The 16920-nt window shown below is 34.6% G+C and carries 19 protein-coding genes and 1 riboswitch; of the genes, 1 reads left to right on the forward strand and 18 read right to left on the reverse strand.

The annotated features are described in order from the left end of the window. Window positions 1-36 precede the first annotated feature (36 nt). The 14 genes from AO843_RS17735 to AO843_RS17800 all read right to left on the reverse strand — a co-directional run bounded on the left by AO843_RS17735 (window position 37) and on the right by AO843_RS17800 (window position 12119). Window positions 37-912, reverse strand: a complete 876-nt coding sequence (locus AO843_RS17735; protein WP_054612421.1) for a phosphotransferase family protein — start codon at window positions 910-912, stop codon at window positions 37-39. A gap of 321 nt (window positions 913-1233) precedes the next feature. Continuing rightward, entirely contained in the window at window positions 1234-1404 is a 171-nt protein-coding gene (locus AO843_RS17740; RefSeq protein ID WP_231630194.1) for a hypothetical protein, read from the reverse strand. A gap of 390 nt (window positions 1405-1794) precedes the next feature. After that, complete coding sequence (locus tag AO843_RS17745) at window positions 1795-2334, reverse strand: VUT family protein (protein WP_054612423.1); 540 nt, start codon at window positions 2332-2334, stop codon at window positions 1795-1797. A 47-nt stretch (window positions 2335-2381) separates the two neighbouring features. Then, window positions 2382-3110, reverse strand: coding sequence for a 7-carboxy-7-deazaguanine synthase QueE (queE, locus tag AO843_RS17750; protein ID WP_054612424.1), 729 nt, complete (start codon window positions 3108-3110; stop codon window positions 2382-2384). After that, a complete protein-coding gene (gene queD / locus AO843_RS17755) occupies window positions 3103-3576 on the reverse strand; it encodes a 6-carboxytetrahydropterin synthase QueD (protein ID WP_054612425.1) in 474 nt (157 codons plus the stop codon). The genes queE and queD overlap by 8 nt, the downstream gene beginning before the upstream one ends. Window positions 3577-3579: 3 nt before the next feature. Beyond that, a complete protein-coding gene (queC, locus tag AO843_RS17760) occupies window positions 3580-4239 on the reverse strand; it encodes a 7-cyano-7-deazaguanine synthase QueC (protein WP_054612426.1) in 660 nt (219 codons plus the stop codon). A 121-nt stretch (window positions 4240-4360) separates the two neighbouring features. After that, window positions 4361-4861, reverse strand: a complete 501-nt coding sequence (queF, locus tag AO843_RS17765) for a preQ(1) synthase (RefSeq protein WP_054612427.1) — start codon at window positions 4859-4861, stop codon at window positions 4361-4363. 125 nt (window positions 4862-4986) lie between these two features. Further along, window positions 4987-5033: riboswitch (PreQ1 riboswitch) on the reverse strand. A gap of 136 nt (window positions 5034-5169) precedes the next feature. Next, on the reverse strand, window positions 5170-6558 hold the full coding sequence (locus tag AO843_RS17770) for an MFS transporter (protein ID WP_054612428.1): 1389 nt from the start codon (window positions 6556-6558) through the stop codon (window positions 5170-5172). Window positions 6559-6765: 207 nt separating this feature from the next. Further along, window positions 6766-7191: a MarR family winged helix-turn-helix transcriptional regulator gene (locus AO843_RS17775; protein ID WP_054612429.1), complete on the reverse strand. Its 426-nt coding sequence runs from the start codon at window positions 7189-7191 to the stop codon at window positions 6766-6768. A gap of 404 nt (window positions 7192-7595) precedes the next feature. After that, complete coding sequence (locus AO843_RS17780; protein ID WP_054612430.1) at window positions 7596-9569, reverse strand: S9 family peptidase; 1974 nt, start codon at window positions 9567-9569, stop codon at window positions 7596-7598. Next, the gene (locus tag AO843_RS17785) at window positions 9556-10047 is read right to left on the reverse strand and encodes a DinB family protein (RefSeq protein WP_054612431.1); all 492 of its coding nucleotides are present in this window, start codon (window positions 10045-10047) and stop codon (window positions 9556-9558) included. The genes AO843_RS17780 and AO843_RS17785 overlap by 14 nt, the downstream gene beginning before the upstream one ends. 159 nt (window positions 10048-10206) lie before the next feature. Continuing rightward, a complete protein-coding gene (locus AO843_RS17790) occupies window positions 10207-10497 on the reverse strand; it encodes a hypothetical protein (protein ID WP_054612432.1) in 291 nt (96 codons plus the stop codon). Between the two features lie 166 nt (window positions 10498-10663). Further along, on the reverse strand, window positions 10664-11341 hold the full coding sequence (locus AO843_RS17795) for a serine/threonine protein kinase (RefSeq protein ID WP_054612433.1): 678 nt from the start codon (window positions 11339-11341) through the stop codon (window positions 10664-10666). Between the two features lie 445 nt (window positions 11342-11786). Next, window positions 11787-12119, reverse strand: coding sequence for a hypothetical protein (locus AO843_RS17800; protein WP_054612434.1), 333 nt, complete (start codon window positions 12117-12119; stop codon window positions 11787-11789). A 408-nt stretch (window positions 12120-12527) separates the two neighbouring features. Between AO843_RS17800 and AO843_RS24900 the strand changes: the two genes are divergently transcribed. Next, a complete protein-coding gene (locus AO843_RS24900) occupies window positions 12528-12677 on the forward strand; it encodes a hypothetical protein (protein WP_197278953.1) in 150 nt (49 codons plus the stop codon). Between the two features lie 405 nt (window positions 12678-13082). Here the strand turns inward: AO843_RS24900 and AO843_RS17805 are convergent, their stop codons facing one another. The 4 genes from AO843_RS17805 to AO843_RS17820 all read right to left on the reverse strand — a co-directional run bounded on the left by AO843_RS17805 (window position 13083) and on the right by AO843_RS17820 (window position 16017). After that, window positions 13083-13838 (reverse strand): class I SAM-dependent methyltransferase, encoded by a 756-nt coding sequence (locus AO843_RS17805; RefSeq protein WP_054612435.1) that lies wholly within the window; start codon window positions 13836-13838, stop codon window positions 13083-13085. Window positions 13839-14040: 202 nt separating this feature from the next. Further along, a complete protein-coding gene (locus tag AO843_RS17810; protein ID WP_054612436.1) occupies window positions 14041-14430 on the reverse strand; it encodes a VOC family protein in 390 nt (129 codons plus the stop codon). 244 nt (window positions 14431-14674) lie between these two features. Next, window positions 14675-15436, reverse strand: coding sequence for a glycosyltransferase (locus AO843_RS17815; protein ID WP_054612437.1), 762 nt, complete (start codon window positions 15434-15436; stop codon window positions 14675-14677). Window positions 15437-15777: 341 nt separating this feature from the next. Further along, window positions 15778-16017: a hypothetical protein gene (locus tag AO843_RS17820; protein WP_054612438.1), complete on the reverse strand. Its 240-nt coding sequence runs from the start codon at window positions 16015-16017 to the stop codon at window positions 15778-15780. Window positions 16018-16920 lie beyond the last annotated feature (903 nt).

The raw sequence follows: 16920 nt of genomic DNA on the forward strand, positions 1-16920 counted from the left end.
TAACGTACAATTGCCCTCGCTAGTTGAACAAAAAATCTATCTGTAATCTTTAATTCCATCTTCAAAAGCCTGTCTATCTTCATTCTCAATCCCATGCAATGCTTCTTGTAAAGCAAATGTACTTTTATAAAATTTAACTCGTTCTGATATTTCATTACCGTTAGGGTATAGATTAATACACATATCAAAAAAATCTTGACCATAGCTAGAAAGTATACCAGCAAAGTCATATGCCGGATCTCCTAAACCCGAACCACCAAAGTCTATTATTCCTGAAATCATACTTGTTTCTGGGTTCCACAAGATATTAGATGCTCCGAAATCTCCGTGTATAAGTGTTAGTTCTAAATTTGAGAATGCCTCCCCTTTTAGGAACGTTTCAAAAGATTGCGATATTTCCTTTTGTGCTTCTTTCCTGATAAAAGGAAATAATTTATTTTGAATCTTATCATACAGGTTATACATCTCTTCACGAGGGTTACAAACCTTTAGATTCAAATCTCGTCTTGCCTTTTCACCTGAAATAGAATGAAGTTCTATAAGAAAAGAAACAAGTTGTTTTGTCAATCCTTTAACCAATTCAACACTCTTAACACCTGCTAAACTTTCCTTCCACAAAGGAACACCTTCTATTAGGTTATAGCCAGTGAAGACCTTACCTGGTTCTACCTCTTCAAACGACTGATAAATTGGATTTGGAATAGGAATGGAGATGATACCTTTAATGTATTTCAAAATTTCTGTCTCTCTTCTTAATTGAATTATTCCATTTTTATATTTTGGGAATCTAAAAACCAAAGTTTTATTTACAATTAATACATCATTATTCTGTCCAATTTCATTAGGATACAAGTCTTCAATGGAAAGGTCAGAATAACACGATTGAATGTTTTCAATAAAGTTATGATTCATTTAGTAATAACCCCTTTCAATCTCTTTCTAATGTTTTGATTCCCGAACTTTTGTTGAACTAACCTGCCGTTAGCTGAATAGATAATCAGTTTTTGGGGATTATTTTTTCTATTTATAAATGCTGAAATATGAACCATCAAACCGTTACAAGCTCTTAGTTGGAGTACCGACTTGGGATTGTTGAAAAAGAGTAAAGTTCACAGTTATCTAATCTGAGCTACAAAGGTAATGGAGAAAACAAAAGGACTTGGTGTAAATTTTCGCACAAGTCCCTTTGTTGATACATGATTGGCTAATTAATAGAAGTGATAGTAGCCATTGTTATTGTTTTAATCTTTCTTTGATGTCTTCTAATAATTTCGTTTGCATTTTTAAGTGCTTAGTAGTAGTAATAGCAAACCAAATGACAAAAATAATCGGAACTATGTAAAATAACAACCCGAAAATTGAAAATAAACTAAAAATAATATCCCCATTATTAAACTTACTCACAACGTGAATCCTCCTGTCTTTTCTTACTAACCTAAAATGCTATCTAAAGAAATCATAACATAGTAGCATTTAAATTGGTGAAAAAATGGAAAATACACAGCAGAGAGAAGCAATATTTTATACAGATTTTGCTAACAACAACCGTATCAAGCATATAGATGCCATTAACAAGCCTGTAAGAGACTATTAATACAGCAGGCTACTCGCTTTTCCCATAGGAGTCGAGTAGCCATCTACAACAATCTAAAAAAATAACCTAAATTGAACTTTTATAGGAAGTCTAATAAATATCGATAAAACCATACAGATTCTCCCTAATCAACATATTTGAAATATTACCTCATACATAAAAATGGTCTTCATCATTGGAAGGATGGCTATTTCACAGAATTATCCTGTAACAAGACGTTTTTCTTTCATTGCTAAAACTTGACTTAAAATTAGTGCACCGAACATTTGAATAATCGTCTTCACAATTATTTGTCCAAAAATGGCGGCTGGTACCGCTTCCCAAGGCAATATATTGGCTCCAAGTGGACTCAAGCCAATTACTACGAAAATCGCAGAATCCAGAAATCCTCCAACAATTCCACTGTAGAGTACACGCCAAGCCATTGGTAATTTCAATCGCGTATAGATTTCTGTATCAGCCGTTTCAGCAACAACAAATGATAATGCCGACGCTACCACAATCAAAAGTGTATCTCCCAGTATGAATGACACCACCGCTGATATAATTAAAGCTGTAACAATAAATACATACGTCTTTGCTCTACCATATTTATTTTGCACAAGGTCCCGAAAAATAAAGGTCGCCCCAATTAAAAGAGTCCCCATCGGAACTATAAACATACCAAACTGTAATGGCGCAAATGCTGCTGTAACCACATTAGCGATGACAATAGATAATAAATAAAATAATATTCTCATACAATTACTCCTCATATAAATTTAAAGACAATATTTGTAATGGCACACTAGACACCTCTTTTATTTCCCCAAACAAGAGCATGCAACTGTGGCAGTACTTTGACATCTCTTAATTCCTCATCCTCAATCACTCTAGCAATCAGCTCATGATATTTATCTAATAAATATTTAATTAATCGTGAATTATCAATCGTCGTGAGCTCATCATTACCGACTTGGAGATAAAAAGGAATCATTGGATATCGATGGTGAATTTGTTTAGCATAATCGTAATCCTCTTGATTAAAAACGACTATTTTAAGCGATATATGCTGTTTACTATTTCGATTTTTAAGTTTTTCGAAAATAGCAGAGAGCACCGAATAGTCTGTGGTCATTCCAGAACTAGGGGGCTTGGGTGAAATTGTCAGTTCATCAATCTCATACATCCATTTTTGCCACCTACTTCCCTGTGTTTCCACCCCGATCTTTATGTCGTTTTCTTTTAAAATTGCAATGAGCTCTTCCAAATTTGGATAGAGTGCAGGATTGCCGCCTGAAATCGTGACAAATGAAAAGCCACTGCCTCCAAGACGTTTCAACTCAGACCAAATCTCTTCCGCTGTCATTTGGACAATAAGGTGCTTTCCACTGCCATCCCATGTAAACGATGAATCACACCAAGAACAGGAATAATCGCAGCCAGCAGTTCTCACAAACATCGTCTTCTGTCCAACTACCATTCCCTCTCCTTGAATCGTTGGACCAAAAATCTCGATAATGGGTACCTTACTCAACTTCCATCCACTCCCGTCTTGCTTCTGCATAGCTTGTCGGAGTTTCATATAGCCTGATAAACTCAACACACGCACCGTTATAACTTGGTTCATCGAGCAAGGCCTCTGTCAACTTTTCGTATATCCAAACAACAATATTCTCTGCAGTCGTATTCATGGGTGGAAGCGTTTCATTTAAATAACGGTGATCCAAATGAATCTCTAATTTTTGTTTCCATATTCCTTTTATATCGCCAAAATCAATCATCAAACCGCGTTCATCTGTGTATCCACTCAGTCCTAAGACTACTCGATAGGTATGACCGTGTAGGTTTTTACATTTCCCCTCATAATTATGTAAATGATGGGCAGCATCGAAGGTAAATTCTTTGCTTACGAGAACACGCTTTGCATGATAGTTCAATTGATTTCTTTGAATATCTTCATCTATTTTTTGGAGCTTATCGACGATTCTAAAATCAGACATGCCTTAAGACTCCTTCCTGTAACTCATATACTCATCAAGTCCTTTTTTTCGCAGTTTACAAGCTGGGCATTCACCACAGCCATCTGCAATTACACCGTTATAGCAAGTCAATGTTCTTTCCCGAACAAATTCAAGTGCCCTAAATTGATCAGCAAGCTCCCATGTTTGTGCCTTATTCAGCCACATCAACGGTGTGTCAATCACAAAGGAATCATCCATCGATAAATTTAACGTTACATTCAAGGATTTAATAAAAACATCTCGGCAATCTGGATATCCACTAAAATCCGTTTCACAAACGCCAGTAACAATATGCTTAGCGCCTACTTGGCTCGCTAAAACGCCCGCAAATGAAAGAAAGAGAAGATTTCGGCCAGGTACAAAAGTTGAAGGAAGCTCACCATTTTCTCCGTCTTCTACCTCAATGTCTTGTCGTGTCAATGCATTCGGAGCAAGCTGATTCAGGAGTGACATATCAAGAATGTGATGCTTGATACCAAGCTCCCCTGCTATCACCTTCGCACATTCAATTTCAAGATGATGCCTTTGACCATAATCAAAGGTTACTGCCTCAATCTCTTCAAAACGTTCTTTTGCCCAGAACAAACAGGTTGTACTGTCTTGACCTCCACTAAACACAACAATTGCTTTTTCCTGCTTCATTTATAAAAACTCCCTTATATTGAAAAAAACAGCACTCTAAGAAAAAGTGCTGCTTTCTTCTTAGTTTTTTTAAGAGGGTAGCTAAAAACCTCTTTCTTGATAGGACGATTCAATTCCACATTTATCGATTATCAATTTTTTCTGGATTCAGATCGTGGTTCATTAAACGATAGTTTGCTATTTCTTCGTATTTAGTTCCTGGCTTCCCATAGTTACACCATGGATCGATCGAGATACCCCCACGTGGAGTAAATTTCCCCCAAACCTCAATATATCTTGGGTCAAGTAATGTGATTAAATCATTCATAATGATATTAACGCAATCTTCATGGAAATCGCCGTGATTTCTAAAACTGAATAAATACAATTTTAGTGATTTACTCTCAACAATTTTTTTATCCGGGATATATGAGATATACATCGTTGCAAAATCAGGCTGATTTGTAAGCGGGCATAAACTAGTGAACTCTGGACAATTAAACTTAACGAAATAATCTCGATTGGAATGAAGATTATCTACTGCCTCCAATACTTCAGGTGCATAATCATATGAATACTTCGTACCTTGGTTACCTAATAATGTTAAATCCTTCAATCCTTCTTCATGGCTTCGACCAGACATAAAAAAACCTCCTTGTAGAATGTTTCCCAACACTTCTCAAGAGAGGCTTCACCAATTAATCTATTAAAACATACGTATAAACATAAAAAAAAGCCACGTCCGATATGGACATGGCATATTGTCATGTTTCCATAGTTTTTTATAGAGGGTATCAGCTATGAACCTCTCCCGTTCAAGTCCGGGCATTCTTTTCTTCAATTATAATACGAAAAATAGTACGAAACGTCAAATGTATTTTTTTATAAAATCTTCCCACCAATGCTTTTCTGGAAAAATCACTATATACTGCCCATAATGTAACCTGAAGATTAATTCCCCTCAGAAAATCTGGCTTGTTTGATGCGGAAGGATATAATAAAGCTTATCAATACGAAAAGCAATTGAAGAAACAATGCCAAAAGAATCCCCGTCAACAACCCAAAATTCAACGACTGACTAACACCAATGAGCGCTCCGCCAAGCCCTATGCTTAAACTAGGACCAAATGCATCAGTAAACTGGAGGCTGGCAGATATATCTCCTTCTTCACCGGCTTTAGCGTTTTTCAACGCAATCGCTCCAGTGGTAGGATGTGCCAAACCGATACCAAATCCAGTAAAAAGCTGTGACATTACAGCAAATATGATTCCTCCCTCTGGAAGACCCACAGCAAGCATTACCATAGCAACTCCAATGATCATAAACCCAATACCGACCGATACCCTGTTCTTTCGGCCATTTCCATTGTCTTTCACATCAAGCTTTGATTGTAGCCAAGCAGCAGTTGACCAGCTTATTGCACCTGCGGCAACAATTAAGCCCGCCAAATCTGCAGGAAGCATTTTCACATCTGTCAAAGCCAAGACTACATAACTTTCGGTCGCATTATACGAAGCAACAAAGAAACCTCTAGAGGCAATCGTAGCAGGCAATCCTCTCCTAGCACTTAGGGTACCTTCCGGCAGCAGCTTTCGTATAGGCTGAATCATGATAATCAATCCTGTTACCGAAAGTATCATTCCTTTCCATTGGGTTATAAAGCTTAGCCCTACAAGCAACAGCCCTGTTCCTATAGCCAAGAGTACAGCATAGCCTTCTTTTCGGCTATTTTTAGAGGCAGTATCCCTCCTAACTGTTAATCTGCGGAATGCAGGAAGCGTCAGCACTACAGCCAAAGCAATGAAAGGCAGCACCAGCCAAAAAACAATTCTCCAGGATAGATGCTCTGCAATAAATCCAGCAATATATGGACCAATTAATGCAGGCAATATATATGCGCTGGAAAACAAAGCAAGAATTTTCGTTCTCAGGTTATCAGGATAACCTAAAGTAATACTGTAATACACGCACGTAATGACCGCCCCTGCACCAAACCCTTGAAACACTCTCCCTATAATTAGCATAAACATGTTCAAGGCAGTAGCAGCAATCACGATGCCGATCACAAAAAATAAAATCGATAGGCCAAACGATGCAAAAACACCATGTTTGTTGATTCGCTGCCCCATAATCATCGTTCCTAGAATTTGTGCCAACAAAAATGAGCTAAATATCCAACCATATAAGTGAAGCCCATTCAATTTTTGAGCCAAGCTCGGAGCAATTGTGACAATTGCTAATCCTTCAAACGCAACAATAGTTACGGCAAGAATGATTCCTATCGTCAAAGCTCTATATTTGGCATCAAATACCCCTTCTTCTTTTTGGGAAATTTTCATCATGAAGCACTCCTTTTTTTATAATAGTCATAACAATAATTGCCGCAGCAAGTATATGACCCGTTAATCTTAACTGTGGCTTCCAATTTTGATTCTCCCCATTAATTTGAGGAGAATCACTTGAATCGGATCCAAGACATGTGTAAAAAGCGTTCGTTCTCAGAGGATTCTTTATAGAAAAAATGTGTAGAAATGTTCTTCTTTTGCTTATAAATCTTTTACGTTGTTATACATTACAGTAAGAATTCTTCTAAAGGTTTCAACTTCCTCTTCTGATAAACCTTTGATGGTATTATTATATGCTTCGATAGACGGAGCAAGTATTTCATCTTTAATACCTCGTCCTTTAGGCGTAATATAAACACGCAATGACCTTCTATCCGTTTCATGGACTACGCGATAAATAAATCCTTTTTTCTCCAGTTTGAATAGCATTCGTGCAACATTTGTTTGGTCCTTGTGCAGTCTATCAGCAAGTTCCTTTTGAGTAATTCCTTCTTTTTCCCACAAGACAACTAGAATTTCCCACTGATCCACTGTTATATCAAACGGATTCACTACCTTTTGATAGTAGTTATTCAGTTTAAGCGCAGCTCGCTGCACATTAACACCAATATATTTTTCTAATTCCAATTTTCTGCCTCCATCTTATAATCGTCGTGATTATAGTTGTCATGACAATTATATTTTTATTTTTTTGGGGTGTCAAATCATCAAGTTTTAGCAACCCTTACTATTTAAATACAACGTAAGATTCCTTGCATTAATGTTCTCTTAAAATTTGTGAAAGTGCGTACCAATTTTTTGTAGTTGTAATTCTTCACAAACTATTTGCAGATTTAGTTAAAAATCTTTTTATGTAAATAAAAGAAAGAACCGAGTGGGAAATAATGCTCAGTTCTTTTGCCTAGATCCAGTTTCATAACGCTACGACTACACCTATATAGGTAAAGGGAGCTTAATACCATAACGTAGCTATAAATTTGTAAGCCAATGCAGTTACTAGAGTATTATAGAAACAAGATTCATATAGTAATTCATAAAACCCTAAAATCCTTCATACTTTCTCCAAGAATATAGTGTGAAAACCACATCAAATTCTGCTTCATAATAACCGCATTAATTCCTGGGTGGTCAGAACTATAGGCCATTCCATTAAATATAATTAATTCTGTATCAACTTCCATATCCCTTAATCCTTGATATAGCTCATATGCATTTGGAATAGGAACTCTTGCATCCATTTCGCCATGTTGGATTAGAGTGGGCGTACAAGCCGATTTAATATATGTCATTGGTGATGTTTTAGTATATATATCTGGATCATTCCACGGATCATTTCCTAAATACATCCTAATAAAGTAAGGGATATCCGTATTTACATAATGGGTACGCCAATTAGTAATTCCACCTCCAACTGAAATAGCTTTAAATCTACTACTATATGTAGAACAAAAAGCTGCTAGATATCCCCCATTGCTCCATCCCATAACCCCCACCCTATCCTTATCTGCAATCCCTTTGTCAACTAGTTTATCCACTCCAGTTATAACATCATCATAGTTAGCAATCCCTAGTTTTCTATAGTTTGCTCTTAAGAATTCATTCCCATAACCAGAACTTCCCCTGTAGTTTGGTTCTAAAACAATAAAACCTTTTTCGATAAACTGTTCAATAGGATATTTCTCATTAAAACAGTCTGAAAATATCGGAAAGGATGCCCAAGCAGGTCCACCATGGATTACTACTAATAAGGGATATTTTTTATTTGCGTCAAACTCAATTGGGGTTGATAAAACTCCCTCTATTTCAAGACCATCACTACTTAGCCATGAGATTATTTCCCTGTTACTTTTAAGCTTTCCTTCGAAAAAGCTATTTTCATTCGTTATTTTTTTATCGTCTAAATAGATCTCAAAGGTTTCATTTGCAATTGCCTTAATATAGGATATATATTTTCCATCCCTTGTTATAGAAGCATCCATTATAAAGCTATCTTCATTTTCGCTTAATATTTTCACAATGCCATTCTCAGTTAACAACCCAATAAGATAACTGGTTTTATTCTGCCATCTAATTAAAATTCCTTTAGCTGTCCACTGTAATGGAATAACCGTACTATCAAAATCTATTAAAGGTTGAATTTGCTCTCCTTTATTAATATCATAGATCTCTAGTGTACTTTCTTGTATATGGTTCTTATAGAAATCCTTCTCCATTATGCTTGCTGAGTAACATATTTTGTTGCCTTTAGGAGAAAAACAAACGCTCCCTCCCAACAACTTAGCTATATTTATCTTTTGTAGATTTCCAGCTTTGATATTCAGTAAGTATAGATCTCCTTTAATATAATCTCCCATATTTGGACTTGGTGTAGCCATAAATACAACCTTTTTCCCATCATTTGAAATATCAAATTCATGGATATGGTAATACTCACCATCAGTTAATTGATAAACAACGCTCTTTTCGTGTTCATCTGTATCATTCTGTATCACTGTTTCTATTTCAATGTAATATAAACAATGATTCTGGTATTCCTTACCTATATGATGGAATTCACCATATAGTTCCGTCCGTTTCTTTATCGCCTCAGACTTTTTTGACTGTGCAACATAATAAAAACCCTTGCCAGAAGGCTCCCATTTGAATTTACTGACTCCTTCTTTCTCATTAGTTATTTGAATCTCACTATTACCATCGAGCGACTTAACAAAGATTTGATTTCTCTTAATATCCCCTTCACCAATTGGGCTAAGGTATGCGATAACGCTAGAATCTGGGGACCATAATGGGTATGTACTATCAATATCCCTAGTTATTAATGGATAACACTGCCCCTTATCTTTTTCATATATCCATACTCGATTCCTATATGTATTGTCTTTCCAGTTAGCTGTTTTCTTGACAAATGCTACGTTTTTGCCATCATCACTTATATTTGTACCTGATAAGGTTGGTAATGAAAGTATCTCTTCTATACTTAGATATGTTTTTTCACTCATTTTCATTAATATTCCCTTTTATTTTCATTAACTCTCTTCCAATAAAGTTAGCAGGTACAGGACTTAAATCTAATTCTCTTGCCCAAACAGAAAGTTGACCTATGTGGTGTATTTCATGAGTAATTATATGGTGTATTATTTCATCAAAAGTATATGGTTCTTCATCCCAAGGAACACTGACTAGTTTTTCATTTAAACCTCCTACATTCGCTTTTATAAATTCTGCTATTTCACTTCTTGATTTAACTGAAAGTGATTTAACCTTTTCAAGTGTGTTATAATCAGCAAACTGAAATACTAGATCTTCTTTACCCTGAATACCACGAATCCAACTATATTCCACATCAATTATGTGAAAAAGTGTGTTTAATATATTTCCTACTCCACCCCTGCGTTCTTTTAACAACTCTTTCATTGTTAGTTGATTGCACCAGACAAACCATTCATCTCTTACCTGCCAGTTGTATGCAAAGAATTTAATCATTGTAAGCACTCCAATCTTATTTATACCGTTATATTTCGATGTAAATGTAACTATTTCCTTCCTCAACTATCCTACCTGTTCGGTCAATAATGAAAAAGAGCTGCATCCGCAACTCAATGATTTTCAATTATTGCAATATGCTATTGTATGTATATTCATTTAAAAACTACTATTATATTTTTTAATTAAAGTAACTAAAATGGCGAGAAGAAATACGATAAGACTATTTATGAGTAAATAGTAGGCAATATTTAACCCGTAGAATACCGCAAATGCATCACGAATAATAAATAGTGCTAATACGCTTCCTAGTCCACCAAATACACCTGCTAGTAGTAATATTATGAAAGCAGCAAAATATAGACTTTTCTTTTTTTGGAAAAATACAAACCCCATAACATTTGCTAAAACGATAAAAAAGCCTATAAGTATTAAGAAAAAACTATTCATTGAACTACCTCATTTCAATTCCAATATTCATCCATTATATACAATAAATACAATTAAATCTTTATATAATAAAAAAACTAAACTACCATCAATTGTTATGGAGCTAAACTCCACATTTAGTTTAAGTAGAAAAAGACTCTACTCTATACTTGAAGTAAAGCCCTGATTAGTTCCATTTTTTATACAGAAGTTTTAAAATATTTTTTGTAAATTCTTCATATGAAGAATTCTTTCCCTGCTGGTTATACCACTTTCGAATCGTTTCTACTAACCAAAATGGCACAGAATTTCCATCTATTAAATGATAGTATTGCTCATATCCTTTTTTTAAATGCTCCCATCGAAAATCATTACCTTGTAGTGTGTATTCAGAGACATCAATTATTTTTGCTCTTCCATTTTGTAGTAATATATTTTTCAAATGGATATCACGAGGATTAAGCCCCTTATTCCGAACATATTCTCTTGCATCCTCCACTTCATTTACAACCTGTTCTGGAATGTGAATACCTTGTAGAATGCAGTCAAAGAGAGTTTTTCCTTTTTCGTAACTTAAAACGAGGTATTCGTCGTATGAAGCAAAACATGTTGAAAAGAAAGGTGAATCTTCTAATATTTGATAAACATTTGCCTCAACTTGTACTTTGTGTACTTTGTCCTCGGCATATATTTTAATTGCATAAGCTGGAGCAGAAAGAGACTGAAAAACAGCCGCATCTGTCCCGACACCTATACACCTCAAATCATTTGCTTCACCACTTATAGTTACTGGCTCGTTATTTGGATTTGAAAAAACTTTAATTTTAGAAAGTGAACCTAGAGCTTTGTCCCAGTCGTTTTCCATATAACCCCTCTTTTCATTAGTATTGATTCTTCTGGTGTTTCCACATTTTCTATTCCACCACCAAAATATATTAAACAGAGCCATCTCTAATTCTTTGAATTACCCACCCTATCATTTTCTACTATTACTACCGAACCTCTATTTCACAAGTAGGGAGTGAATAGTTTAGTTGACGGGATCAATGACCTACGCCCCATACGTTCTACCGTGGATACTGATAGATTAAATTTAAATAAAAAAAGTTCAATCAGAAAGTTCTGGCTGAACTTTATAATACAAATGCCCCCGTTAGTTGAAGTCCAATACCTTCACAATATTCTTACAAAGAACACTCCCGTTTATCGCTCTAATACATATGACTAAACTGCTTCGTTCATTCAAACTACGCAACTCAATGAACTTTCAGTAAAGCTACTTTACTTCAATAAGAAAGGAAAGCTTTTATTTACTCACTTAAATCAATTTTCCATAAAAACTCATTTGAAATTTTCTGTGCAATTTTCAATATTTCTTCTTCCATTGCACCACCAGAGTTATCTGGAAAGTCAATCTCAATTAAATTTATCTCCGCAAATTCATCTGCGGAATCATACGCATAATTACCTTGTAAATTAGCTTTAATTCCTCTAATTATGATACTGGAACCACTTAACTCCTTAGTAAACACTAATGTACTTAGTTTAGTGCAATTCATATTTAATAGTAAGAAATTTTCAATGACATCAGTTTTAATAAATGAAGAAAATTTATCTGAATGTATACTTATGTAATCGTACATATACTTCCCCCGAATCTAAGATACTTAGGTATTCGATAATCAGCTTTCTTATTCCTGCATCTTATTGAATTATCCTGGTCTGTTAGTTTAAATACAGTTTTTCACAAGGTAAACATCATTTATTACAAATTTCCAGTCTTTACAATAAAACTACATCTAATGTTAAATAACAAAAAATTGTATACTTCTATTCCCCCAACCAAGTGTTTTGAGGTTCTTTTCAGTACGGTAGAACACGCACAATTAGATGTTCTAATCTTGTTAGAAAGACCTTTGCACAGATAAAGATTTTTCCTTTAAGTAAGCACAGCGTGTTATGGAGGTGAAAATGTTACTAAATCTTTAATTGTAAGTTAGGCGAATAAAAAATCAGCTTTCACTCACACTAATGGTGGAGGTGAGATGATAATGGGCAATAATAAACATAAAAATAATAAAACTCAAGACAACAAAAAACAGCAAAATCAAAATCAAAATGCTAACAGAGAGCGTGCAAACAGAGAAGAGTTCGCTGAGGAAGTAGACTTCAGTCGTATTCAAAATGAAAATAAACGTTAGTGATGAACTAACCCCCAATATTCACTTTAGAAAAAGAGTGTATTGGGGGCTTTTTATTCTATAAACAATCGACCTTGACCCATGATTTTCGATTTCTTAAAGCACAAAAAAACCCGGAAATAATTCCGGGCTAATTACACTTACTTTTCCTCCATGACACACTGTCTCGCTTTCGCATTCGATCTTAAGAATAACCTAAGACAACCGTGCTTTAGCTTTTCAGTTGATGGTTATTCAGAGTAAACGATCAATCGTACTCATCGGGTTAACCCTCCTAGTCATATTGGTTGAAGTGAAATCTTTATTAGTATAGTTTAATTTTTATTTTTCATACGTTATTTTGAAATGTTCTTTTAGGTCTCCATGTAAATGCAAAACTCGTTTAGCCCCTTTATGTTCGGCTGTTTAAACATTGCCTAGATAGCTTCTCGTTATGTTTTGGAGAACAACTTTTCCATTTTCACTGTATTTTTCGAATAACTCTGACAAGAGAAAAACAAACCTTTTATACTCTTCGTCATTTTTTTTCGGCGCATAGGAAGCTGACAAATTTCTTCCCAAAAAACCTTCATAATCAAAAATCAAATCATTTTGGTATTTTTTAAACTCATACTTTCCATTCTTAAAAAAGCTGTTAAAAACTTCTGGAGTTTCTTCCATGCCACCGCTAAACCCTTTGAAATTTGAACAGGTCTTTTGGCAAATTTCTGCATTCTCTTTAATTATAGGACTAGTTAAATCTCTGCTGTTCCAAACAAGAGCAACATTTGCCTTTTGTTTTAAAATTCTTTGACATTCTATTTTAAATGCTTTTTTATCAAACCAATGAAATGCCTGGGCAACAGTTACTAAATCCACACTATTCTCTTTTAGAGTGGTATTTTCAGCAGTTGCTTTTATTGATTTAAAACAGGGATATAGCTTTAACGATTGCTCGGCCGTCTTTCTCATGTCATTATTTGGCTCAACTCCAACAACATTAAGATCCCTTTCAAGTAGCTGGCGGCTAAATATCCCTGTACCTGAACCAATATCGGCCACAATCCGCTCTCCTTCTAGGTGGTTAGCTAAAAACAAATAATCTATATATTCATTCGGATAACTAGGGCGATATTTCGCATATATATCGGCTTTGTCTGTAAAATTTTCTGTTATTTTCACAGTATTACCCTCCTTCCCACGATATTATGGTCAGCAATAGGGACCAACTAATTTATTCCTGCTTCAATAACTAAGTCTAGAAACTAAGCATACAGCCAAATGGATTTGCCTCATGAATTCCGTTAATATACCGTAAAATTCTTTATTAAGAAATTGTGCTTGTTCGTTTCTCTAAAAACGCGTCCTTTAGCGGCCTATGCAATTAAGACACTTCTTTACAAATCATTAATAAATTGCCGTCTGGATCTTTGAACACAAAATAAAAATCATCCTGAATCTCTGTAACAAGTTCAACATTATTTTCTTTCATAAATTGATAAGCTGTTTGAATATCATCCGTTAAAAGTTGGATTGATGGAACTTCGTAAGTGGAAATATCACCATCTTCTTTTCTCCATTTTGGCATGGCATCTAAAATTAATCCAGCTGTACCTTTCATGGGCGCCACGAAAATATGCCCAAAATGTTCTTCCCCTCCCTCCAAACCGAGTATTTTACTGTACCATTCTTTTGCTGTTTCTAGGTTACGAACTGGAATAAACACACCACCGATTCGGTTTTTAATGGGGGTTCTGTAGTCAGGTGTAGTCACAAATACATTCTCCTTTCATAAATCATTTAATATATATACTAAGAATTCTATAATATCTAATATTCACCTCTATAATTTTTAAAAAAGTAAATGTTTTTTCTATATTGAGAAGAGAGATTTTCCCCATAATTGAAGTGTATAAGGACTACCATAATTTAGAGAATTTTAAAAGACGTTAATCCTTCTTCGATTAACGTCTTTTTATTAAAGTATATTTTTTCTTCTCATCTTGAATCTACTATTTTTATCTATCATGATTTTCATAATATGCTTCATCTGCATATTTCTCGTCTGTTCCTTTAAGATATGCTAGAATCATTTTCGGACGTTTAAGTAAAATCCAATCTCCATGTTTATCAAATTTTCTGCTTGAAGTGATCATCCCATTTTTAATTGTCCCGTATTTTTTCCCTTTCTTTTTTCCCCACACTTTTAATCGTTTGGCAAAATCTGCATCTTCTGCCATAAGCATATTTTCATTAAAACCATTAATCGATTCAAAATCCTTTTTGTAACACCAAAAGATTCCCACAGAAATTGCTCCATATTTAAAGAATAGTGGCCCAATTAATAGCAAGGCTGAAACAAAAATGCCTAAAGACATTCTTTCAAACTTTCCTGTCACTCCTCCGCCAATGTACTTTCCAGTGATTAAGTTCTCCTCTGCCTTAGACAACACATGTTCGTTCATCTGTGTATCTGCATCAATTGTAACGATGATTTCACCTCTTGCTATTTCAACACCAGCGTTTCTAATTTTAGAAAGGTTCTTGTCGTTATTCTTTAAGACGATGCAATTAAACGATTTTGCAATTTCCTCCGTTCTGTCCGTACATCGATTTAATACAACAATGATTTCAACTTGATTTTCAAATGGATTGGAAGCTTTTAATATGGATTCTAAGCATTTTCCAATGTACTGTTCTTCATTATGCGCAGGTATTACAATTGAAAATTTTATATCCCCTTTATTTTTTTCTTTTAAAGCGTTCTCCTTTTCGTTCATACAATATTTCTCCCTTCACATGAAACAATTTTTATTACTGTAATTGGACTTGAAACAAACAAGAGTGAATGATGTGAAAATTAAAACAAAATGGTTTCTCTATACTTTTTAATTGCCAAATGGAATCAAAATATTTATTAAAATTATCCTTATAAGTAATATTATCTCATTAATTAATTGTATGAACTATTGATATTTAATATTTTTTTAAAATGACATTGTGTAAAGCGGTTATTTGACGGTAAGAAGTCTTTATCGATATCGAACTTTTTCGATCAATAGTTGTTGGGTACTATTGGGGTCAAATAAACTACTACTTACACCAGCATTGGAATACCAATTTATATAAACAAAGTAATTATTTTAAATTTTCTTTTATAATATTCTCTGGCAATTACATTAAAGACCGAAGTCATTATCATCCAATACAACGGTACTCCTATATTTCCTGTCGTAAAGCTATCATATAACCCCAAAATTAATACAGAAAAAAGCAAGAAAGCGGCAGTCAGTCTTTCAACATTTTGGAAAAACATCATCGATTTTATCTCTACCATCATCTTCTTTATATTGTTATTCATTTTTTCTTCACCACTATTTATATTTATTCTTTATGTAGAACAGAAAATACACTTTTATAGCCAAAAATGGTACATTATAATGACTTACAATAAAGCTGCTATGAATGTTCTTTTGAGCCCAAGTTTTACAGCAAACAGCTAAGCCATCAAAGGACATAAACTAATTAAAGCCGTAACGTGCGATGACGCTGCGGCTTTATCGTAAAAAAGGAATGATGCTATGAATCAATTAATTTGTTATATCAGCTACATACCAATGATGTGGCTTACATAATATCATCGCTACACATGTTATTTCAAAAATTCCCTTAGTCCCCCTACGTAAATTACTAATCGGTCTAATCTCTCCAACACAGTAGTTCCCTTTTAGGTTCTCCGTTTCGGAATGTAAAAGCAACTTGGGATGCTCTACGCTTTGTCAGCAAATACAAGATAAAGCCCTTGTCCACTGCTGTTTTCCCCAAACCACAAAAGGATTGTTCCCAAGAGTTGTATAGACGTTTCTGAATATAGCCTTCGCTTCTCCCTGTTACGTCAAACAAATCATTAGAGAAACCTCTGGATGATTTTATTTCCTTACAAAATGACCTCGTTTGGAAATAAGAAATAATTTCCCGGGTAAGCGCAAGAAATGACAAGTTTAGTCTTCCGTTCTAGCACCAAGCGACTGATTTCATCATTATTCTTTACCTGCACCAATATTCAAGCAGGCAGAAGTATTTTATTTATTTCCTCTAGAGCTGGTACACGTATAGGAGAAATAGTCGTTCTTACCGTTTACAAGATGAGCGAGGAATAATCTGCACATATAAAAACTTAATGCATGATGTTTAGAAATTATAAAACTAATTGGGGAATAATGAGGGTATGTGTTTATTGTCTTGCTGAGGAAGAATGAAAGGT

This window comes from Lysinibacillus sp. ZYM-1 (genome assembly GCF_001308875.1).
Lineage (GTDB): Bacteria > Bacillota > Bacilli > Bacillales_A > Planococcaceae > Lysinibacillus.